At 60.8% G+C, this 19,646-nt stretch carries 21 protein-coding genes and 1 other RNA gene; 10 read left to right on the top strand and 12 right to left on the bottom strand.

From position 1 onward, the window contains the following. The first annotated feature begins 13 nt into the window (after nucleotides 1-13). From ccoS to hemN, 3 genes are all read left to right on the top strand, one after another. Nucleotides 14-232 (top strand): cbb3-type cytochrome oxidase assembly protein CcoS, encoded by a 219-nt coding sequence (gene ccoS, locus JFT85_RS23910; RefSeq protein ID WP_053257431.1) that lies wholly within the window; start codon nucleotides 14-16, stop codon nucleotides 230-232. After that, complete coding sequence (locus tag JFT85_RS23905; protein WP_201230539.1) at nucleotides 225-908, top strand: sulfite exporter TauE/SafE family protein; 684 nt, start codon at nucleotides 225-227, stop codon at nucleotides 906-908. Before ccoS ends, JFT85_RS23905 begins: the two co-directional genes overlap by 8 nt. Before the next feature lie 103 nt (nucleotides 909-1,011). Further along, nucleotides 1,012-2,394, top strand: a complete 1,383-nt coding sequence (gene hemN / locus JFT85_RS23900; RefSeq protein WP_053257433.1) for an oxygen-independent coproporphyrinogen III oxidase — start codon at nucleotides 1,012-1,014, stop codon at nucleotides 2,392-2,394. 6 nt (nucleotides 2,395-2,400) lie between these two features. Here hemN and JFT85_RS23895 read toward each other — a convergent pair whose 3' ends face one another. Beyond that, nucleotides 2,401-2,886, bottom strand: a complete 486-nt coding sequence (locus JFT85_RS23895; RefSeq protein ID WP_069551473.1) for a hypothetical protein — start codon at nucleotides 2,884-2,886, stop codon at nucleotides 2,401-2,403. Nucleotides 2,887-3,038: 152 nt separating this feature from the next. On the opposite strand from JFT85_RS23895, the gene fnr reads away from it, so the two are divergent. Further along, nucleotides 3,039-3,773, top strand: coding sequence for a fumarate/nitrate reduction transcriptional regulator Fnr (gene fnr, locus JFT85_RS23890; protein ID WP_003219044.1), 735 nt, complete (start codon nucleotides 3,039-3,041; stop codon nucleotides 3,771-3,773). A gap of 81 nt (nucleotides 3,774-3,854) precedes the next feature. Beyond that, entirely contained in the window at nucleotides 3,855-4,403 is a 549-nt protein-coding gene (locus JFT85_RS23885; RefSeq protein ID WP_053257435.1) for an adenine phosphoribosyltransferase, read from the top strand. A gap of 102 nt (nucleotides 4,404-4,505) precedes the next feature. Here JFT85_RS23885 and JFT85_RS23880 read toward each other — a convergent pair whose 3' ends face one another. The 5 genes from JFT85_RS23880 to dnaX form a co-directional block, all read right to left on the bottom strand. Continuing rightward, complete coding sequence (locus JFT85_RS23880; protein ID WP_069551474.1) at nucleotides 4,506-5,654, bottom strand: acyl-CoA dehydrogenase family protein; 1,149 nt, start codon at nucleotides 5,652-5,654, stop codon at nucleotides 4,506-4,508. 188 nt (nucleotides 5,655-5,842) lie between these two features. Beyond that, nucleotides 5,843-6,445, bottom strand: a complete 603-nt coding sequence (gene recR, locus JFT85_RS23875) for a recombination mediator RecR (protein WP_053257437.1) — start codon at nucleotides 6,443-6,445, stop codon at nucleotides 5,843-5,845. 66 nt (nucleotides 6,446-6,511) lie between these two features. Beyond that, a complete protein-coding gene (locus tag JFT85_RS23870) occupies nucleotides 6,512-7,546 on the bottom strand; it encodes an NADP-dependent oxidoreductase (RefSeq protein WP_053257438.1) in 1,035 nt (344 codons plus the stop codon). Between the two features lie 180 nt (nucleotides 7,547-7,726). After that, nucleotides 7,727-8,065: a YbaB/EbfC family nucleoid-associated protein gene (locus JFT85_RS23865; RefSeq protein ID WP_010563853.1), complete on the bottom strand. Its 339-nt coding sequence runs from the start codon at nucleotides 8,063-8,065 to the stop codon at nucleotides 7,727-7,729. Between the two features lie 46 nt (nucleotides 8,066-8,111). Then, a complete protein-coding gene (dnaX, locus tag JFT85_RS23860; protein ID WP_078827125.1) occupies nucleotides 8,112-10,187 on the bottom strand; it encodes a DNA polymerase III subunit gamma/tau in 2,076 nt (691 codons plus the stop codon). A 133-nt stretch (nucleotides 10,188-10,320) separates the two neighbouring features. Between dnaX and JFT85_RS23855 the strand changes: the two genes are divergently transcribed. Beyond that, nucleotides 10,321-11,088 (top strand): substrate-binding periplasmic protein, encoded by a 768-nt coding sequence (locus JFT85_RS23855; protein WP_169875068.1) that lies wholly within the window; start codon nucleotides 10,321-10,323, stop codon nucleotides 11,086-11,088. A 54-nt stretch (nucleotides 11,089-11,142) separates the two neighbouring features. Continuing rightward, nucleotides 11,143-11,514, top strand: coding sequence for a VOC family protein (locus tag JFT85_RS23850; protein WP_053257441.1), 372 nt, complete (start codon nucleotides 11,143-11,145; stop codon nucleotides 11,512-11,514). Here JFT85_RS23850 and JFT85_RS23845 read toward each other — a convergent pair. Then, nucleotides 11,428-12,387 carry a DMT family transporter gene (locus JFT85_RS23845; RefSeq protein ID WP_053257442.1) on the bottom strand — a complete coding sequence of 320 codons (960 nt, stop codon included), beginning with the start codon at nucleotides 12,385-12,387 and terminating at the stop codon, nucleotides 11,428-11,430. The genes JFT85_RS23850 and JFT85_RS23845 overlap by 87 nt on opposite strands. A 102-nt stretch (nucleotides 12,388-12,489) precedes the next feature. Here JFT85_RS23845 and JFT85_RS23840 point away from each other — a divergent pair, with 102 nt between their 5' ends. Further along, on the top strand, nucleotides 12,490-13,353 hold the full coding sequence (locus JFT85_RS23840) for a LysR family transcriptional regulator (protein WP_053257443.1): 864 nt from the start codon (nucleotides 12,490-12,492) through the stop codon (nucleotides 13,351-13,353). Nucleotides 13,354-13,414: 61 nt separating this feature from the next. Continuing rightward, nucleotides 13,415-14,317, top strand: a complete 903-nt coding sequence (locus JFT85_RS23835; RefSeq protein WP_053257444.1) for a DUF2167 domain-containing protein — start codon at nucleotides 13,415-13,417, stop codon at nucleotides 14,315-14,317. A 78-nt stretch (nucleotides 14,318-14,395) separates the two neighbouring features. Here JFT85_RS23835 and JFT85_RS23830 read toward each other — a convergent pair whose 3' ends face one another. From JFT85_RS23830 to JFT85_RS23820, 3 genes are all read right to left on the bottom strand, one after another. Further along, entirely contained in the window at nucleotides 14,396-14,986 is a 591-nt protein-coding gene (locus JFT85_RS23830) for a hypothetical protein (protein WP_053257445.1), read from the bottom strand. Nucleotide 14,987: 1 nt separating this feature from the next. Further along, nucleotides 14,988-16,034: an N-acetylmuramidase family protein gene (locus JFT85_RS23825; RefSeq protein ID WP_053257446.1), complete on the bottom strand. Its 1,047-nt coding sequence runs from the start codon at nucleotides 16,032-16,034 to the stop codon at nucleotides 14,988-14,990. Nucleotides 16,035-16,190: 156 nt separating this feature from the next. Beyond that, a complete protein-coding gene (locus JFT85_RS23820) occupies nucleotides 16,191-17,132 on the bottom strand; it encodes an N-acetylmuramidase family protein (protein WP_201230537.1) in 942 nt (313 codons plus the stop codon). Between the two features lie 299 nt (nucleotides 17,133-17,431). Between JFT85_RS23820 and JFT85_RS23815 the strand changes: the two genes are divergently transcribed. Then, a complete protein-coding gene (locus JFT85_RS23815) occupies nucleotides 17,432-18,022 on the top strand; it encodes a hypothetical protein (protein ID WP_053257448.1) in 591 nt (196 codons plus the stop codon). Nucleotides 18,023-18,128: 106 nt separating this feature from the next. Here JFT85_RS23815 and ffs read toward each other — a convergent pair. Together ffs and JFT85_RS23805 are read right to left on the bottom strand one after the other, a co-directional pair. Further along, nucleotides 18,129-18,225, bottom strand: an RNA gene (ffs, locus tag JFT85_RS23810) — signal recognition particle sRNA small type. Between the two features lie 232 nt (nucleotides 18,226-18,457). Next, nucleotides 18,458-19,624: a zinc-binding metallopeptidase family protein gene (locus JFT85_RS23805; protein WP_053257449.1), complete on the bottom strand. Its 1,167-nt coding sequence runs from the start codon at nucleotides 19,622-19,624 to the stop codon at nucleotides 18,458-18,460. Nucleotides 19,625-19,646: the final 22 nt, after the last annotated feature.

Below are 19,646 nucleotides of genomic sequence, written 5' to 3'. Positions count from 1 at the left end.
GCATGGAGTGCAGATGCCAGCTCTATACGTGATGATTCCAGCGGCGCTGCTGTTAGTCGGCGTGGCCATTTACATCTTCTTCTGGGCGGTGGACAGCGGCCAGTACGACGACCTCGACGGCCCTGCCCACAGCGTGCTGTTCGACGACCAGGACCCGAACCACCTGGCCGCCGTGGACGAAGCCAACGGGCCCGAGCAACCGCCCGCGCCAAAAGACCCCCCCCATGCTTGAACTGGCACCGTTGCTGGTCTCCGCGCTGATCCTCGGCCTGCTCGGCGGCGGCCACTGCCTGGGCATGTGCGGCGGGCTGATGGGCGCGTTGACCCTGGCCATTCCAAAGGAGCAACGCAGCCGCCGCTTTCGCCTGCTGCTGGCGTACAACCTCGGCAGAGTGCTCAGCTACGCCACCGCCGGGTTATTGATTGGCCTGGCCGGCTGGGCGGTGGCCAACAGTCCGGCGGCGATGTTCTTGCGTGTGCTGGCCGGGTTGCTGCTGATCAGCATGGGCTTGTACCTGGCCGGCTGGTGGAGCGGCCTCACCCGTATCGAAAGCCTCGGGCGTGGTCTGTGGCGCCACCTGCAACCCGTCGCCAACCGTTTGCTCCCGGTGTCCAGCCTGCCGCGCGCTTTGCTGCTGGGCGCGCTATGGGGCTGGTTGCCGTGCGGGTTGGTCTACAGCACTCTGCTGTGGGCCGCGAGCCAGGGTAATGCGCTGGACAGTGCATCGCTGATGCTGGCTTTCGGGCTGGGCACTTGGCCGGTGTTGCTGGCCACCGGGCTGGCGGCCGAACGTGTCACGGCGTTGCTGCGCAAACGCAGCGTGCGTGTGGCCGGTGGTTTACTGGTGATGGTCTTCGGTATCTGGACGCTGCCCGGTCCGCATCAGCACTGGTTGATGGGCCACTAAACGCCCATGTGGCATAGCGCCGCTCCCCGTTGATACAAGTCAACATGCCATTGCGGCCATGCCCCTAGACTCGGTCCACTAGCCTATTCGGGGGACCGCCCGCATGCTCGACGCCATTCGTTGGGACACAGATCTGATTCACCGTTACGACTTGGCGGGGCCGCGCTACACGTCCTACCCCACCGCCGTACAATTCGACAGCCAGGTCGGCACCTTCGACCTGCTCCACGCCCTGCGCGACAGCCGCAAGGCCGTGCGCCCCTTGTCGCTGTATGTGCATGTGCCGTTCTGCGCGAACATTTGCTACTACTGCGCATGCAACAAGGTCATCACCAAGGACCGCGGCCGCGCCCAGGCCTATCTGCAACGACTGGAGCAGGAAATCCAGTTGGTGGCCTGCCACCTCGACCCGAAACAGCCGGTGGAGCAGTTGCACTTTGGTGGCGGCACGCCGACGTTTCTCAGCCACGACGAACTGCGCCAGGTCATGACAAGCCTGCGCCAGCATTTCAATTTGCTCGATGATGACTCCGGTGATTACGGCATCGAGATTGACCCGCGTGAAGCCGACTGGGCGACCATGGGGTTGCTGCGTGAACTGGGCTTCAACCGCGTGAGCATCGGCCTGCAAGACCTCGACCCCGAGGTACAACGGGCGGTCAACCGCTTGCAAAGTCTGGAAGAAACCCGCGCAGTGATTGATGCGGCACGCACCCTGCAGTTTCGCTCGATCAACGTCGACCTGATCTACGGCCTGCCCAAGCAGTCGCCGCTGAATTTTGCGCGTACCGTCGAAGAAGTGATCAACCTGCAACCGGATCGCCTGTCGGTATTCAACTATGCGCACCTGCCGGAGCGTTTTATGCCACAGCGGCGGATCAACGCCGACGACTTGCCCTCCCCGGCAGAAAAACTGCTGATGCTGCAAACCACCATCGAGCAGTTGACCCAGGCGGGCTATCGCTACATCGGCATGGACCACTTTGCCCTGCCCGATGACGAACTGGCCATCGCCCAGGAAGAAGGCAGGCTGCAACGCAATTTCCAGGGCTATACCACCCACGGGCATTGCGACTTGATCGGGTTGGGTGTCTCGGCAATCAGCCAGATCGGTGACCTGTACTGCCAGAACAGCAGCGACCTCAACCACTACCAGAGCGCGCTGGCCGGCGGGCAGCTGGCGACCAGCCGTGGCCTGGTCTGCACCACGGATGATCGCTTGCGGCGGGAGGTGATTCAGCAGTTGATCTGCAATTTCAGCCTGGGCTTCGAGCGGATCGAACAAGCGTTCAACATCGACTTTCGCGGTTATTTCGACGAGCTCTGGCCGCAGTTGGAGACGATGGCCGCAGACGGCCTGATTGAACTCGATGCCCAGGGCATTCGCGTACTGCCCGCCGGGCGTTTGTTAGTACGCTCGGTGTGCATGGTGTTCGATGCCTACCTGGAGCACCAGAACAGGCAACGGTTTTCGCGGGTGATCTAAGCGCCGCTACTTCATCGCCAGGCTCATGGCTTCCAACTGAGCGGCTGGCGGCTCGTTCTTCAGGGTTTTGCCCAACTGCGTCTGGGTCGTTACCAAGGCGGCTTGTAGGGTCGCCACATCGCCCTGCAATCTGGCCACCTTGGCCTGCTGTGCCTCGGGGCTCAGGGCGGTGTCAGACATGGCAGCCGAGAGTTCAGCCATTTTTTCGGCGAGCTGCTTTTTCAGTTCGCGGATCATTTTCAACAACTGCTTGACGCTATCGCTCAAGCTGCTGTTGTCGATATCGCTGTTGGGCGATTGCTCGGCCTTCGATGCGCCCATCCCCGCACCGGAAATGACCACCTTCACACCTTCGGTGGGCGTGGGTTGAACATTCTTGGCTTCGGTTGGCGCCTTGGTGGTGGCGTCTTTATCTTTTGCCGCATCGGCGGCCTTCCATACCGATACCGCTGCCACGTTGATATTCGGGTTCTGGATCGAACTGACTGACATGATCTGAGCTCCGGCTCATGGAGATACCTTCATGTATCGGCACTGATACATAATCCTTTATACCGTTGCTGCTTTTTTGTACAGACTGGCCTCACTCCCCTCAGTGCGTTACCCTTACGTCTTATGTGTGTTTTCTCACAAGGATTTAAGAAATGTCCGAGCCAGTCAAGCTGCGCGCTCACAGTCAGGCTCACTGCAAGGATTGCAGCCTGGCGCCCCTCTGCCTGCCACTTTCATTGAATTTGGAAGACATGGAAGCGCTGGACGAAATCGTTAAACGTGGTCGCCCGCTGAAAAAAGGCGAGTTCCTGTTTCGCCAAGGCGACAAATTCGATTCCGTTTATGCAGTACGTTCCGGAGCGTTGAAGACGTTCAGCCTGAGCGACGGCGGCGAAGAGCAGATCACCGGTTTCCACCTGCCCAGCGAACTGGTCGGGCTGTCCGGCATGGACACCGAGATTCACCCCGTGTCAGCCCAGGCACTGGAGACGACGTCGGTGTGCGAAATCCCCTTCGAACGCCTGGATGAATTGGCCCTGCAACTGCCGCAGTTGCGTCGCCAGTTGATGCGTGTGATGAGCCGAGAGATTCGTGACGATCAACAGATGATGTTACTGCTGTCGAAAAAAACCGCCGACGAGCGTATCGCCACCTTCCTGGTCAACTTGTCGGCACGTTTCCGCGCCCGTGGGTTCTCGGCCAATCAGTTCCGCCTGAGCATGTCGCGCAATGAAATCGGCAATTACCTGGGCCTCGCGGTAGAAACCGTGTCCCGAGTGTTCACGCGTTTTCAGCAGAACGAATTGATTGCCGCCGAAGGCAAGGAAGTGCACATTCTCGACCCCATCCAGTTGTGCGCGCTGGCCGGTGGTTCGCTGGACGGTTGATGCAAAGGCTTGCGGCCGCGCCAATCGGCGAGGCCGCAGGTATACTTCGAGTCCGTTTTCAGCCCTCAGGACTCTTCGACGATGACCTTCGATTCGTTCGACATCAAATCCCTGATTCGCCCTGTCATCGATTTCCCCAAGCCTGGGGTGATATTTCGTGACATCACGCCCCTGTTCCAATCGCCCAGGGCCCTGCGCCTGGTGGCGGACAGCTTTGCCCAGCGTTATGTCGAGGCCGACTTTACCCACATCGGCGCGATGGATGCGCGCGGCTTTCTGATCGGTTCGATCATCGCCTACCAACTGAACAAACCGCTGATCCTGTTCCGCAAGCAGGGCAAGCTGCCGGCCGACGTGCTGGCCGAGGGTTACCAGACCGAATACGGCGAAGCCTTCCTCGAAGTGCACGCCGACAGCCTGTGTGAAGGCGACTCGGTGCTGATGTTCGATGACCTGATCGCCACCGGCGGTACCTTGATCGCTGCCGCCAACCTGGTGCGGCGCATGGGCGCGAAGATTTTTGAAGCGGCGGCGATCATTGATTTGCCCGAGCTGGGTGGCTCGCAGCGTTTGCAAGACATGGGCATTCCGACGTTTTGCCTGACCCAGTTTGCATTGACCGAACGTTAAGCATTGCCGGAACCAGCCTCATCGCTGGCAAGCCCGCTCCCCCATCCGAATGCGCTCACCTGTGGGGGCCGGGCCTGCCCGCGATGGAGCCCGTGAACCCCGTCACAACCCCATCTGCTTGCTGATGATTTCATTCATCACTTCGCGGGTGCCGCCGCCGATGGACAGGATGCGGTTGTCGCGATACAGCCGCTCCACCAGGCTGCCGCGCATGTAGCCTTGGCCGCCAAGGATCTGCACGGCGTCGTAAGTGACGCGATCGGCAGTGTCGGTGGCCAGGTTCTTGGCCATGGAAATTTCCTTGATCACACTCATGCCTGCGGCCATTTTTGCTGCCTGGCGATACGTGAATTCCCGCGACACTTCCACCGCCGTCGCCATCTCGGCCAGCCGATGCTTGAGCACCTGGAATTTGCCGATGGGTTTGCCAAAGGCTTCGCGCTGGGCGGCCCATTTGAGGCTTTCCTCCAGCGCCAGTTGCGCGGTCATATTGGCCATCAACGCCAGGGCCAGGCGCTCACTTTGGAAGTTGCCCATGATGCAGGCAAAGCCCATGTTCTCGACGCCGATCAGGTTGCCCACAGGCACGTGGCAATCGTCAAAGAACAACTCCGCCGTGTCCGACGCCCACCAACCCATTTTCTTCAACGGCTGACCGACCGTGAAGCCCGGCGTACCTTTTTCGATGAGCACTAAGCTGATACCGCCAAAGCCCGGCCCGCCTGTGCGGACGGCCACGGTGTAGAAGTCGGCACGGTTGCCGCTGGTGATAAAGGTTTTGCTGCCGCTCACCCGGTAATGCTCGCCATCACGGATCGCGCGGGTTTGCAGGTTGGCCACATCGGAGCCACCGCCAGGCTCGGTAACGGCCAGGGCGATGATCTTTTCGCCGGCCAACACCTGGGGCGCGACGCGGTCACGCACTTCGGGCCGCGCCCATTTGACGACGGGCGGCAGGCCGATATCCAGCGAACCCAGCCCTGCAACGACCCCACCGGAACCACAGCGCATCAACTCTTCGCTGGCAGCGACCTTGGCAAACAGATCACCTTCGTGACTGCCGCCCAGACTCTCCGCGTAACCGATACCCAGAATCCCCGCAACGCCGGCCTTGCGGTACAGCTCGCGAGGAAAGCTTTCCGCCTCCTCCCATTGCTCGATGCCCGGCAACATCTCGCGCTCGACAAAACGGCGCACGCTGTCGCGGACCAATTGGTGGCTGGGGTCGAAGTAGTCCTGATAGGCAGACATCGGTAAGCTCCACGCTGAGGTGGAACGAACTTACCAAGCGCTTGCTTGGTTATCAAGCGATCAAGCTCACACAAAACAGTGTGGGAGCGGGCTTGCTCGCGAATGCGCGGGTTCAGTCAATACATCTGCTGACTGAAACCCCACATTCGCGAGCACGCCCGCTCGCACATTTTGAACGGTGACGAGCGTTAAAGGGCGATCGGTTTGCGACCTGCAAACGAATGCGCCAACGTGCCGCCATCGACCAATTCCAGCTCACCCCCCAGCGGCACGCCGTGGGCGATACGCGACGTCACCAGCCCTTTGTTGCTCAACAGCTGGGCGATGTAATGCGCGGTCGCCTCACCTTCCACCGTTGGGTTGGTCGCCAGGATCACCTCGGTAAAGGTGCCCTGCTCTTGAATGCGTGCCACCAGTTGCGGAATGCCGATGGCTTCCGGCCCCAGGCCGTCCAACGGCGAGAGGTGCCCTTTAAGCACAAAGTAGCGCCCGCGATAGCCGGTCTGCTCTACCGCATACACATCCATCGGCCCCTCTACCACGCACAGCAACGTGTCGTCGCGGCGCGGGTCGGCACATTGCGGGCAGAGTTCTTCTTCGGTGAGGGTGCGGCACTGGCGGCAGTGGCCCACGCCGGTCATGGCCTGGCTCAAGGCCTGGGCCAAGCGCGTGCCGCCGCTGCGATCCCGCTCCAGCAGTTGCAGCGCCATACGCTGGGCGGTTTTCTGACCCACACCCGGCAAGGTACGCAGGGCGTCGATCAGTTGGCGAATCAGAGGGCTGAAGCTCATGGTGCAATGGTCCGACAAAACAACGAGACGCGGTTTATACCCGCGCCCCGGATTAGCGTCAAATGGTCAATCCTGTGCGACGCGCACCACCAACTTGCCGAAGTTGCGCCCCTCAAGCAAACCGATAAAGGCTTCAGGCGCCTGCTCCAGGCCCTCGACCACGTCTTCGCGGAACTTGATCTTGCCATCGCGCACCCACGGCGCCATGGCGCTGAGGAATTCAGGCTGGCGATCACCGTAGTCGTCGAACACGATAAAGCCCTGGATGCGCACGCGCTTGGTCAGCAAGGTGCGTTGCAGCGCCGGCAGACGGTCGGGACCGCTCGGCGCTTCATGGGCGTTGTAGCCGGCGATCAAGCCGCACAGGGGAATCCGCGCTTTGGGGTTGAGCAACGGCAGCACCGCATCGAACACCTTGCCGCCGACGTTTTCAAAGTAAATGTCCACGCCGTTGGCGCAGGCCAGGGCCAGCTCGTTGGCAAAATCGGCGCTCTTGTGATCGATGCACGCGTCAAAACCCAGCTCGTCCACCACGTAGCGGCATTTGTCCGCGCCACCGGCGATGCCCACCACTCGCAAGCCCTTGAGCTTGGCCACCTGGCCCACCACCGAACCGACGGCGCCGGAGGCAGCCGCCACCACCAGGGTTTCCCCCGCCTTGGGCTGCCCGATATCCATCAGCCCCATGTACGCAGTCATCCCCGGCATGCCCAGCACACCCAGCGCCATCGACGGGCTCGCCAGGCCCTTGGGCACCGGGATCAGGTTACGTCCGTCGGAAACGCTGTGGCTCTGCCAGCCGGTGGAGCCGACGACCAGGTCACCCACTTCGAATTTCGGGTTACGCGATTGCTCGATACGGCTGACAGCGCCACCGGTCATAACCTCGTCGATTTCAACCGGAGCCGCGTAGGAAGGTGCGTCACTCATGCGGCCGCGCATATAGGGATCGAGGGACAGGTACAGGGTTTTCAATAGCACCTGGCCGTCCGCCAACTCGGGCAAGGTCACGCGTTCCAAGCGGAAATTTTCCGGGGTCGGTGCGCCTTGAGGGCGCGAGACCAGCACGACGCGCTGGTTCAGAATCGGTTCTTCAGACATCAGGGAACTCCTTTATCGAATTCATCGGTATAGGGTGCAGACCCTGTAAGGCGCTTCAGGGTTCAGATTGAACGCAGTGCGTCCTCGTGGCATGACGTGACTGCCCAGCGGACGATTACCGCACAAACAAAAATGCCAGGCGCGATGCCTGGCATTTTTATTAAAGCAAAAGCTCACCGATCAGAACGGCAGCTTCATGCCCGGCGGCAGTTGCATGCCGGCGGTCACGCCAGACATTTTGTCCTGGCTGTTGGCTTCGATCTTGCGCACGGCGTCGTTGACGGCCGCCGCGAACAGCGCTTCAAGCATTTCCAGGTCATCTTCACTGGCACCGGGCAACACGCTTGGGTCAATGCTCACGCGCTTGATGTCGTGACGACCGGTCATCACCACGCTGACCATATCGCCACCGGCTTTACCGGTGACTTCGGCGTTGGCCAGTTCTTCCTGCATCTTGGCCATCTTTTCCTGCATCTGCTGCGCCTGCTTCATCAGGCCGGCCATGCCACCTTTCATCATGGGAATCACCTCAAAAGTACGTGGATCAATAAGTAGCCCGGTTTTATCACGCTTGGGGCACCGGGGCGTCGACAGGTTCAATAGTATCTTGGCGCACGACCGCACCAAACTGTTGCATCATTTGCTGGATGAGCGGATCACCGTGGATCGAGCTTTCCGCTTCTTGCTGACGGTTGATGCGTCGGCGTGTCGCGGCCTGGGCCGGGGTTTCCTGCTCGGGCTTGATCAGCTCGATGGTGATGGTCAGCGTGCGCTCATGGTACTGGTTCAGCGCATCGTTGAGCCGGCGTTGCTGGGTCGCGTTGAACAGCGCGCTGTGGGCCGGGTCCAGGTGCAACAGCCAATGGTCGCCATCGATGGCGATCAAGGTGCAGTTGGCCGCGATGCTGCCGGTCATGCCGGAGATCGGCAATTTCGGGAACAGCTCCAGCCACTGCAAGGCCAGGCCGGTGGCCGGGGCCGCCGCCGGTTCCGCTTCGGGCTCGGGCGCCGGTTCGGCGGTGTGCTCGCTGGCCAGGTCATCCAGGTAGCTGTAGGCCGAATCCATGTCCGGCTCGATGTAGTCTTCGTCCAGTGGCGGCTCGTCGTCGAGGTCGATGCCCGGCGTCGCAGCGTCGACTTGGGCGACCGTCGGCTCGGGCACCGGCGCAGACACCCACTCGGGCGCGGCCGGCACAACACTGTCCGGTGTCGGTGCGGGCATCGGCGTCAGCTCGGGCTGCTCGCCGATGGTTTCCAGTACGGGCTCCACGGCAGGCTGCAGCTCGACGTCAGGCTCGGCGTCTACCGGATCGTTCCAGGGCAGGTCGACCACCGGGGCCGGTTCGGGCTCGGGCTCGGGCTCGATCACCGGCGCCGGCTGCGGCGCTGGCTCGGCCACGGGCGCGGCAACCACAGGCTCCGGTGCCGGAGCAACCGGCGCAGGTGCAGCAACCACTGGCGCGGCCACCGCTGCGCCAGCCACTGGTTTGGCGGAATCAACTGTGGCCTGGCTGATTCCCACTGGCTTTAGCGGCTGTCTCGGTGCGTCTGCCGAGTCAGCGGGCCGGAAGGCCAGCATCCGCAGCAGGACCATTTCAAAGCCACCACGCGGGTCCGGCGCCAGGGGCAAATCCCTGCGGCCGATCAGGCCCATCTGGTAGTAAAACTGTACGTCTTCGGCCGGCAACGCCTGGGCCAGCGCCAACACGCGGTCGCGGTCGCCATGGCCGTTGTCGACACCTTCCGGCAACGCCTGGGCGATGGCGACACGGTGCAGCACGTTGAGGATTTCCGAGAGCACACCGTTCCAGTCCGGCCCTTGCTCCGACAAGTGGCGCACGGCTTCAAGCAATGCCTTGGCATCACCTTCGATCAGCGCGTGCAGCACGTCGAATACCTGGCCGTGGTCGAGGGTGCCGAGCATGGCGCGCACATCGGCGGCCATGACCTTGCCTTCACCGAAGGCGATGGCCTGGTCGGTGAGGCTCATGGCATCACGCATCGAACCATCGGCAGCACGGCCGAGCAGCCACAGTGCGTCGTCTTCGAACGGTACGTTCTCGACACCCAGCACGTGGGTCAAATGCTCGACCACACGCTCGGGGGTCATGTTTTTCAGGGAGAACTGCAGGCACCGCGACAGAATCGTTGCAGGAAGCTTCTGCGGGTCGGTGGTGGCCAGAATGAATTTGACGTAGGGCGGCGGCTCTTCCAGGGTTTTCAACAATGCGTTGAAGGAATGACTGGACAGCATGTGCACTTCGTCGATCAGGTAGACCTTGAAGCGGCCACGGCTCGGCGCGTACTGCACGTTGTCGAGCAATTCGCGGGTGTCTTCGACCTTGGTGCGGCTCGCGGCGTCGATCTCGATCAGGTCGACGAAACGCCCTTCGTCGATTTCGCGGCACACCGAACACGTGCCGCAAGGCGTCGACGTGATGCCGGTTTCGCAGTTCAGGCATTTGGCAATAATGCGCGCAATGGTGGTCTTGCCCACCCCGCGCGTACCGGTGAACAGGTAGGCATGGTGCAGCCGTTGGCTGTCCAAGGCATTGATCAGAGCCTTGAGCACATGGGTCTGGCCGACCATTTCGCGGAACGAGCGCGGACGCCATTTACGTGCAAGAACCTGATAACTCATCGAAAACCGTCGCAACTGGGAAGCGGAAGCCGGTAATGCTAGCGGAGCAAGGGGGAAATTGCATCCGGCACGCTCGCCTAATCTGACTAAGCTTGCCTGATGGGCCCCACGAAGGCCTCAACCCGGAGAGTGTATGCGCGTAATCCTGGGCGCTTTATGGATGATTTCCCTCACCAGCCTCGCGGCACCCGCGCCGTTGCGCTTCTCGATTTCCGACAGTTGGGCGATGCCCATGGCCGAAGTCGAACACCGCCGGCCCACTCAGGGCATTTTGTATGACTTGATGTTGAGCCTGGCCACCCAGGTCGGGCGCCCGGCCGAGTTCCACGTACTGGCACGGCCCCGCATCGCCGGTGCCATGGCGCACGGCGACATTGACGTGCGCTGCTATGTCGCCCGGGACTGGGTCGACGACCTGTCCGGCGACTACATCTGGAGCGTGCCCCTGATGGTGCAACGGAATGTGCTGGCGAGCAGCCCGGCAGCGCCACAACCGGTGCAGGTCAGTGAGCTGGCACCCCAGTCGATCGGCACCGTGCTTACCTACCACTACGCCACGCTCGACCCGCTGTTCGCCAGCGGCCGGCTGACCCGTGACGATTCGCGCAGCGAGGCGCTGGTGCTGCAAAAGCTGGTGGCCGGGCGCTATAAATACGCCGTCATCAATGAATGGGTGCTGGACCGCTTCAACCTCAACCTGCCTGCCGACCAGCAGTTGCCCAAGGCCGCCGTGATCGACGAGCAAAGCCTGGGCTGCATCGTGCGCAATGACCCGAAAGTCCCGGTGCAACGGATCTTGCGCACACTGTTGCGGATGAAAATGTCGGGCGAGATCGATGACATCATCAAGCTGTACACCGGTGAAAATGCGCAACCGCTGCCGACTCCTGACAAGAACTGACAGGGCCCTCTCCTAAACTGGGCTGACTCAACCGCCCGTTCTCAAGGAGCCTGTATGAACACCGTCGCCCACTACTTTCTGCTGTACGTAGACAGCCCGGCCACCAGCGCCAACTTCTATAGCCGCCTGCTGGACAAGCCCCCGGTGGAGTTGAACCCGACGTTTGCCCTGTTCATCCTCGACACCGGTGTGAAGCTGGGGCTGTGGTCACGGCACACCGTAGAGCCGGCCGCCCGGATCACTGGCGGCGGCGGCGAGGTAGGCTTTTCCCTGCCCGACAATGCCGCGGTCGACGCCCTGCACGCTCAGTGGGTAGCGAGCGGCGCGACGATCATCCAGTCACCGACCACCCTGGACTTCGGTTACACCTTTGTCGCCCAGGACCTTGATGGCCACCGGCTTCGCGCGTTCAGCCTGAGCGACTGATCGCCAGCGGCCCTCCAGGCTGATGGCCGCGACGCTGGCCAGTACAATCACACCGCCCAGCACCACCTGCAGGGCAATGTGTTCGCCCAGCAGCGTCGCGGCCATCACCATGGCGACCGGCGGAATCAGGTACATCGCCAGCGAGGCGCGGCTGACGTCGATGTGTTTCAACACATACCCCCACGCCAGATACGCCAGGGCACTCGGAAAGATCCCCAGCACCAGCACCGCGAGGTTTTCCGGCAACGGCGCCTGCCCGACAGCATTGGCCAGGCCCGGCAGGTTCACACACAGCATCAGCGTGCCCGCCCACACCATGTAGCACGCCATGGTCAGCGGACTGTAGCGATGCGCGTAGTGTTTCTGGATGGCGAAGTACACGCTCCACGACACGGCCGCCAATAAAATCAGCAAACCGCGCGGGTCGATTTCGCCTAAGCCATGATCGCCCCAGATCACCACCAGCACGCCGACCAACCCCAACAGCACGCAGCCCCAACGCCAGACACTGACCCGCTCCTTCAAGGCAAAAAACGCGATCAGCACACTGAACAGCGGCGCCGACTGCGCGAGCACACTGGACGCCGCCGCCGTCACCCATTGCTGCCCATAGTTGAGGCTGGTGTGGTGCAGGAACACCCCGAAAAACCCCAGCACCAGCAGCCACGGCAGATCCTGCAAACGCGGGCGCGCGATGCCCACCAGCACGGCCACACCCGCCATGAATACCGATGCGATCAAGAACCGCAGCAACGCCAACTGACCGGGGCTGTAACTGTGCAGCCCCATGTGCACGCCAATCGGTGAATAGGCCCAACAGAGGATGACGCCGGCGATGACTAGCGTAAGCTTTAAGGATGACGGGGTATTCATCGACGGCGTCCAGAAACTGAGAAGGAATACCGTCAGTCTTGGCCTGAGCAAGACGTAGGACAATTGACCGTTTCTGACTTCTGAAATCACTGGAACTGAGCAATGGAACTGGCCCAACTGAAAATGGTGCGAGCCGTGGCACAAACCGGCAGCGTGGCCCAGGCCGCTCTGCAATTGCACTGCGTGCCCTCCAACATCACCACGCGTATCAAGCAGTTGGAAGGCGAGTTGGGCACGCCGCTGTTTATTCGTGCGGGCCGTGGGCTGGCGATCAGTGCCGCCGGTGAAATCTTCCTGGACTACTGCGAGCGCATCCTGGCGTTGGTGGACGAGTCCAAACGCGCGGTGGATGCCAACGCCATTCCGCGCGGCACCTTGCGCATCGGCGCGGTAGAGTCCAGCGCCAGCGGGCGCCTGCCGCCGTTGCTGGCGGAATACCATCGCCGTTACCCGAACGTCACCCTTGAGCTGGTCACCGGCGCCTGGGCGCAACTGCTGGACGACCTGCAACACCATCGTCTCGACGTGGCGTTGGTCGCCTCCGGCGGCAAACGCGCCAAGCTCGAACGCTGCGTGGTCTACAGCGAGCGCCTGGTGCTGATTGCCAGCGCGTCCAGCGCGCCGATCAACAGTGCCGAAGACCTCGCGGGCCGCACGCTGCTGGTGTGGCCAACGGGTTGCCCGTATCGCGCCGCATTGGAGAACTGGATCAAACCCCATGACGTCAAGCCAAGCATCGCCAGCTATGCCAGCTGGGGCACGATCATCGGTTGTGTCAGCGCAGGCATTGGCGTGGCGCTGGCACCGGAAGGCATCCTGGCCCGCTATGAGCAGGCCAACCAGCTGACGTCCTACCGGTTTGAGGAGTTGCAGGCCGTGGACAACCTGCTGTTTTGGCACACTGACACCCAGCGGCACCTGGCACGGGATGCGTTTGCCGAGCTGCTGCGCGAGGCTTTCGGCTAACCCAGGCGAGCTCGTTTACGCTATTCTCCGGCGAAATTAATTCAAAATGTAAGGGACTACCATGAATTACATCCGCCTATTGCTCGCGGCGGCCGCCCTGAGCCTGCCTGCCGCACTCGCCTCTGCCGCCCCCACGCCTGCGCCCGTTGAAGCCAGCGCACCGGCCGAAACCGCCGAGCACTTTCTCGCTTCACTCAAGCAAAAGACCGGCACGGTCACGCTGCCCAGTGGCATTGCAACCCTCAAGCTTAACGATGAGTTCTACTACCTCGACCCGGCCGACACCGAGCGCCTGCTGACCGATGGCTGGGGCAACCCGCCAGGCTTCAAGACCCTGGGCATGATCGTGCCGAAAGCTGTAAGCCCACTGTCGGAGCGCGGCTGGGGCGTGATCGTCAGTTATAAGGCAGACGGCCACGTGTCCGACGAAGACGCCGCGAAAATCGACTACGCCGAACTGCTCAAGCAAATGCAGGAAGACGACGACGCCGACAACAAGGAGCGCCAGAAACAAGGCTACGCCGGCCTGCACCTGTTGGGCTGGGCCGAGCCGCCGCACTACGACGACACTACCCACAAAATGTATTGGGCCCGCGAGCTGAAAGCCGACGACGCCCAGCAGACCACCCTCAACTACAGCATCCGCGTATTGGGTCGTGAAGGCGTTCTGGAACTCAATGCCGTCGCCGCCATGGTCGACCTGCCGACCATCAAGCAGGAAATGCCCAAAGTCCTGGCCTTTACCAACTTCACCGACGGCAACCTGTACACCGACTTCAACCCGAAGACCGACAAGCTTGCCACGTACGGCCTCGCGGCGTTGGTTGCCGGCGGGATCGCCGCCAAGGCCGGGCTGTTCGCCAAAATCGGCATATTCCTGCTGGCGGCGAAGAAGTTTCTGGTAATCGGCGTGGTGGCGTTGCTCGCCCTGCTCCGCAAGCTGTTCAACCGCAACAAAGCCTGAACCCCGCACATACAAACGCCGCAGTCTGCCTGGCAGGCTGCGGCGTAGCGGGTTAACTCAGGCTAGCGGTGGCATCGCTCAGCTTTTCGGCGCAGACACACGTCGGTATTGGTCCTGGCTGATCCAGCCAGTGAACGAGCGGCCTTTGGCATTGGTAAACTCAACCTTGGCCGACCCCTCCTTGTAGGCCAGCACGCCGACCACATCATTCTTGACGATGTACGGGCGCTTGGCAGCGTCGGCGCCCGGGGCTTTCAGCAGGTAAGCCTTGTCAGCAGACACCGTCACAAGGCCGATCCATTTTTTGTTGGCTGTTTGGGTCAACTCCAGGCCCGTCGCGATCTCCGGCATCAGCACGCTGATACAACCGGGATGCTGACGGCCCTGCTCCACCGTCAGGGTGACGCCGTCGGACGCGGCCACCACACTGCCAGGGTAAGCAGCATCGAGCCAGGTGGTCAGCGCTTCAGGCTTGCCTTGCAGATAGAACGTGCAACTGCGGGTCACGCCCTCGCCCAATGCTTCCGAGTAATAGCCTTCGACCTGATGCTCGGGCGTGACCGCCAGCATCAGCCCTTCGTATTGGCCCGAGTGCAATTCAGTCGCACCTGCCCATCCAGGCAAGACAGCGCACCACGACAACACGGCGATTGCTGAAAAACGGCTCATCTTATTTTTTCCCTTCCAGTGCGTCGTAGGCTTTTTTAATCAGCACGTCATAGTTGCCATAATCGTCGCCGTTATAGCCACGCGCCATACCAACATAATCCTTGTTTTTCATGGCCTTCATCAGTGAAGGGCTTTGGCTGCAAAACGACACGAAGGCTTTCAACTGGTTACCGGCATTAATCTTTAAGGCCGCGACGAACTCAAATACCGTCTTGTAACCGCACGACCCGAAGTTGAACCCCATCACCTGAAACATGCCCCAGGACGCCGACTTCAGCGCCGCCTCCTGGTCCAGGGCAAATGCAGTCGCCATGGTTTCCCACGCCTTGACCTGATCCTTGTTATTGACCTGCCATTGTGGCCCGGCCTTTTTCACATAGGGGTACGACAGCAACGGGTGCGCCTGGTCGTAGATCTTCTTGGTGTACTTGCGAAAATGATGCCCTTCAAACGCGATCACCGGCAATTTGGCCGGCCCGAAGCCAGAGCGTCCGCCGGACTCCACCGTGGCGAACGCCTTGATGATGTTCACCGAAATGCCGTTGCCCAGCTGGGTGGCGGCGTTCTGAAAGTCGGTATCGGTGAGCGTCATGCCGCCATCGCAGGTGGACTGCAGCATCAATTGCCGGTTACGCCGCTCGGCCTCGACCATCGCGCGCATGCGGTCCAGGTACACATTGACCGTGGCTTGCACCGCATCGCCGCTGTTATTGCCGAAAACATTGAGAAAGCTCGGGATTCGCATCGTCGGATACGCCTTCACCGGCACCTTCACCGCTTCTTCGATCAAACTGTTGAAGGTCCGACCGGTAGGGTCGATCACGCCATCGGGGTGCGCGTACTTGAGATGACGGAACTGATACTGACTGATGCACTGCACCAACTGGCCGTCGCACTTGCCATTTTCAGCCAGTGCAAAACCCATCTTGGGAATGATCAAATTGAATAAATACTGGATGCACTGAACATCGGCGGGCAAGTTACGCGCTTTACCGGGCGCACCGACCGAAGCACTGATGAGACGGGGCAACCCTTGCAGGCTTTTCATCACAGACATCCTTGTTAGTTAATGAAGTGATGGCACTTCAGCATCAAGCCAGCACACTTTTCAAACCTTGAAACGAGCGGCTGGCGGAAACTAACAAGTTGGTTTTGGGTTGTCCAGTGGGCGCTCTGAACATTGTGAGGCAGCCATCGTGTGCGGCTATTTTTTCCTTTCAAGCGCCTCAAACGCTGTTTGGATTCGCTTGTCGTAGTCGCCGTAGTCCGCACCGTTGTAACGGGCGGCCATGCCCACATAGTCCTTATTCTTGATCGCCTTGACCAAGGCCGGGTTTTTACTGCAAAAACCGACGAAGGCCTTTAATTGACGGCCAGCGTTGGTTTTCATCGCCGTCACGAAGTCGAACACGGTCGTGTAACCGCAGGCGGCAAAGTTGAAGCCCATGATTTGAAACATGCCCCAGGACGTCGACATCAACGCCGCTGCAGGGTCCAGCCTATACGCAGCGACCAGCGTCGCCCAAGCCGTCGTCTGGTTCTTGTTATTGGCACGCCATTGCGGGCCAGCCTTTTCCACGTAAGGGTATGACAACAAGGGGTGACTCATGTCGTACTTCCGCTCGGTGTATTTGCGAAAGAGGTGCCCTTCGTAAGCAATCACCGGCATTTTGGCCGGGCCAAACCCGGAGCGCCCGCCCGACTCCACCGTGGCGAACGCCTTGATGATATTCACCGAAACAGCGTTGCCCAGCGCAGTGGCGGCACGCTGAAAATCGCTATCGGTAAGGGTCACTGCCCCGTCGCAAGCAGGCTCGGTCAGCCATGGCTGCCGGTCTGGCTCGGCGGCCTGAGTCTCAGGGCTGGCCTTGCGCGCATCCGCGACCAGGCGGTTGAACGTCCGGCCTTGCGGGTCAATCACTGCGTCGGGCTTGGAGACGTTGAGACAGTTTGACTGGTATTCGCTGATGCGCTGAACCAACAGGGCACCGCACTTACCGTCGACCACCAAGTGCGAACCGGATGTGGGTGTAATCAGATTGAACAGACGCTGAATGCATTCAACGTCAGCCGGCACATTACGTGCCTTGCCTGGGGTGCCGACGGAAGCACTGATAGAGCTGGGTAAACCTTGAAGGTTGGTCATGGCAATCATCCTTATCGATCAAAGGAGTGCCATCACTTCTTCACTACTCCAGCACGGGGTCGCTTGCATGATTGAAGCTAGCAGGCGGCCTGGCGTTGTCCAGCCGCGAGATAAACAGTGGTGAAAAACTCAAGGTTGTTCACAACCCAACAGCTTTGCCACCCTTTCGCCTCACAGTAACCAGGTATTTTTCGAGAGGTGTTACCTCGCACACGCTTCATTAAATAAGCGCATTCAGCCACCTATTGAACTACTGTTTCTTGCGCAAGCTGCCCCCTTTCAAATATTCAAGGATTGAAATGAAAGCCTCCCTGCTCATCCTGTCGGTGCTGGTTCTGCTATCCGGCTGCGCCTTCACGTCGAGACCTGCCAACCCGGCCCTGTCGCGCCCTTCGGTTGCTGAAACCAACTCGCTCATATTCGCGGGCAAAACGTTTGTCCTGAAATACCAGACTGACGGCCAGATTCCACTCAAGGAATACTTCCTGCCGGAGGAAAGCGTTGATGCCTGGAGTGACATGGCGGATTTTCGCGTCGCGCCGCCACTCCTGAACGATCTGGAGCCGGTAGACCTCGCCAACCGCGCCGCCCTGCTTCATCAACAAGATTACCCACAGATGACGGTGCAACTGAATACGGATGAAAAAACCGGGGTCACGACCCTGATGCTGTTTTACCCTTCCTCCCTGCGCAAGGACGGGCGGTTCTCCGAATTCAGCATCTTCAAGTTCTACAAGGACAGCGCCACGGGGCAGAACATCACCTTTCACTTCGCCCGCAACATACCGGTAGCGACGCCTGAAGCAGAGCGCGACCTGGAAAAAAACCTGCGGAAGTTGCAGCAGGAAGTGCTGCCGGCAATGGCCAGGTTCCCGCTTTACCGGCCGTAATGCTGTCGAGCGCGCAGCAGAAATCGATTCGCAGGCAGTGATTGCCGGCAAAACATCTATAAAATTGGAATTTTTTTGAGCGTCAGGAAGAGCGTTATGGAGGCAACCCCACCAGCCACACCCCGGCACACAATGTTCCCGCTGTGGCTGCTGCCTTCCGGCTCTGACCAGGTTCACGGGTAATCGTTGCGGGGGGACCGATGGGGTCACCATAACGACGCTGGCCTCTCGGCAAGCCGCGCCATTGTACCGATCTCATCGGAAGTTACAACCGTTGATGCCGGATTAAAATATGAAGGGGCTCAAGCACTTGCCATAACCTTCAGCGTCACCCCATCCCCTGCGGGAGGAGGCTGGCTCCCGGAAGCAGTCTGCCGGCCAGTCAGGCCAGTGCCTGATCCACGCCGTCAGCAGTCAGCCCCTCGCACATTTTGATCATTGCGCCTTCAGCACCTCATCGGCCCTACCGCCCTCTTCCTGGATCACCAGGTGAATGAAGTGCAGCTTGGCGATCACAGCCGGCGGCAATACAAACGGATAAAAGTCCGGCTGGCCCATGCTGCGCGACAGTTCGTTGAGCATGCCGGCCAGTTCGATCCAGGCGTTGACGAACGACAGGAAGGCCGGGCCGCCAGGGTGGTCGGGGTCGTAGAGCGTGGTGAGCGGGAACGGTTGATAATCGAGGTCCATCTCGCGGGCGCTCATGCCAAAGCCCAGCGCGGTGTCGACGGCGTCCATCATGTGCAGGTAATGGGCCCAGGTCTCGGCCCAGTCTTCCCAAGGGTGCATGGTGGCGTAGGCACTCACGCAGGTCTGCTGCCAGTCGGGACGCGGGCCGTTCTGGTAATGCTGGTCGAGTGCCTCGGCATAACTGGCGCGCTCGTCGCCGAACAGGCTGCGAAACGCTGCAAGCCAGTGGCTGTTGGCGATCAGTCGATCCCAGTAGTAATGACCGACTTCATGGCGAAAATGGCCGAGCAAGGTGCGGTACGGTTCACGCATCTGCACGCGGATTTTTTCGCGGTGGGCGTCGTCGGCCTCCTTGATGTCGAGGGTGATCAGACCGTTGGCATGGCCGGTGGTGGGCGCGTTGCCTTCCAGGTCAATGCCGACGAAGTCGAAGGCCAGGCCGGTGTCTTCGTCAACGCTTTTTGGCACCACTTGCAGGCCCAGGCTGATCAGTTGCGCCACCAGTCGGCGCTTGGCGGTTTCCACCTTGCGCCAGCGTTCGGGGTTTTCCGGTACGGACAGGTCAGGAATGGTGCGGTTCAGACTGCACGCCACACACAGCGGTGCAGTGCTATGGGCCGCAATCAGCCAGTTGCAGGCGGCCGCAGTGTCGAGGTTGGCGCAGCGACGGAAGGCACCGGCGTCGAGGTTATCGTCCTGCAGCCAGGTGTCGGCGACGGGCCCGGGCTGTAGAGACGACAACCGACTCTGTTGCGGTTGGTAGCCCAGCAACGCTTGACAGGCCAGGCACTGGCTGTTGCGAAAGAACAACGCCTGGCCGCAGCGGCATTGCCACACCTTGCTGTTGCGCGAGGATCCGGCCATGAACGGTGCGGCGATGCGCGAACTGAGTTGCTCGAAGTAGCGGAACATGGCGATCTCTCCCTGGGTGCTT

The organism is Pseudomonas sp. TH04 (genome assembly GCF_016651355.1).
GTDB classification, from domain to species: domain Bacteria; phylum Pseudomonadota; class Gammaproteobacteria; order Pseudomonadales; family Pseudomonadaceae; genus Aquipseudomonas; species Aquipseudomonas fluorescens.
The sequence above is the reverse complement of the archived record's forward strand: the minus strand, read 5'-3'. Positions and strand labels throughout refer to the sequence as shown.

What these genes read in the sequence shown, in the direction of transcription:
- ccoS (WP_053257431.1), top strand. Translation starts at nt 14, where the DNA reads ATGCCAGCTCTATACGTGATGATTCCAGCGGCGCTGCTGTTAGTCGGC.
- JFT85_RS23905 (WP_201230539.1), top strand. Translation starts at nt 225, where the DNA reads ATGCTTGAACTGGCACCGTTGCTGGTCTCCGCGCTGATCCTCGGCCTG.
- hemN (WP_053257433.1), top strand. Translation starts at nt 1,012, where the DNA reads ATGCTCGACGCCATTCGTTGGGACACAGATCTGATTCACCGTTACGAC.
- JFT85_RS23895 (WP_069551473.1), bottom strand. Translation starts at nt 2,886, where the DNA reads ATGTCAGTCAGTTCGATCCAGAACCCGAATATCAACGTGGCAGCGGTA.
- fnr (WP_003219044.1), top strand. Translation starts at nt 3,039, where the DNA reads ATGTCCGAGCCAGTCAAGCTGCGCGCTCACAGTCAGGCTCACTGCAAG.
- JFT85_RS23885 (WP_053257435.1), top strand. Translation starts at nt 3,855, where the DNA reads ATGACCTTCGATTCGTTCGACATCAAATCCCTGATTCGCCCTGTCATC.
- JFT85_RS23880 (WP_069551474.1), bottom strand. Translation starts at nt 5,654, where the DNA reads ATGTCTGCCTATCAGGACTACTTCGACCCCAGCCACCAATTGGTCCGC.
- recR (WP_053257437.1), bottom strand. Translation starts at nt 6,445, where the DNA reads ATGAGCTTCAGCCCTCTGATTCGCCAACTGATCGACGCCCTGCGTACC.
- JFT85_RS23870 (WP_053257438.1), bottom strand. Translation starts at nt 7,546, where the DNA reads ATGTCTGAAGAACCGATTCTGAACCAGCGCGTCGTGCTGGTCTCGCGC.
- JFT85_RS23865 (WP_010563853.1), bottom strand. Translation starts at nt 8,065, where the DNA reads ATGATGAAAGGTGGCATGGCCGGCCTGATGAAGCAGGCGCAGCAGATG.
- dnaX (WP_078827125.1), bottom strand. Translation starts at nt 10,187, where the DNA reads ATGAGTTATCAGGTTCTTGCACGTAAATGGCGTCCGCGCTCGTTCCGC.
- JFT85_RS23855 (WP_169875068.1), top strand. Translation starts at nt 10,321, where the DNA reads ATGCGCGTAATCCTGGGCGCTTTATGGATGATTTCCCTCACCAGCCTC.
- JFT85_RS23850 (WP_053257441.1), top strand. Translation starts at nt 11,143, where the DNA reads ATGAACACCGTCGCCCACTACTTTCTGCTGTACGTAGACAGCCCGGCC.
- JFT85_RS23845 (WP_053257442.1), bottom strand. Translation starts at nt 12,387, where the DNA reads ATGAATACCCCGTCATCCTTAAAGCTTACGCTAGTCATCGCCGGCGTC.
- JFT85_RS23840 (WP_053257443.1), top strand. Translation starts at nt 12,490, where the DNA reads ATGGAACTGGCCCAACTGAAAATGGTGCGAGCCGTGGCACAAACCGGC.
- JFT85_RS23835 (WP_053257444.1), top strand. Translation starts at nt 13,415, where the DNA reads ATGAATTACATCCGCCTATTGCTCGCGGCGGCCGCCCTGAGCCTGCCT.
- JFT85_RS23830 (WP_053257445.1), bottom strand. Translation starts at nt 14,986, where the DNA reads ATGAGCCGTTTTTCAGCAATCGCCGTGTTGTCGTGGTGCGCTGTCTTG.
- JFT85_RS23825 (WP_053257446.1), bottom strand. Translation starts at nt 16,034, where the DNA reads ATGAAAAGCCTGCAAGGGTTGCCCCGTCTCATCAGTGCTTCGGTCGGT.
- JFT85_RS23820 (WP_201230537.1), bottom strand. Translation starts at nt 17,132, where the DNA reads ATGACCAACCTTCAAGGTTTACCCAGCTCTATCAGTGCTTCCGTCGGC.
- JFT85_RS23815 (WP_053257448.1), top strand. Translation starts at nt 17,432, where the DNA reads ATGAAAGCCTCCCTGCTCATCCTGTCGGTGCTGGTTCTGCTATCCGGC.
- JFT85_RS23805 (WP_053257449.1), bottom strand. Translation starts at nt 19,624, where the DNA reads ATGTTCCGCTACTTCGAGCAACTCAGTTCGCGCATCGCCGCACCGTTC.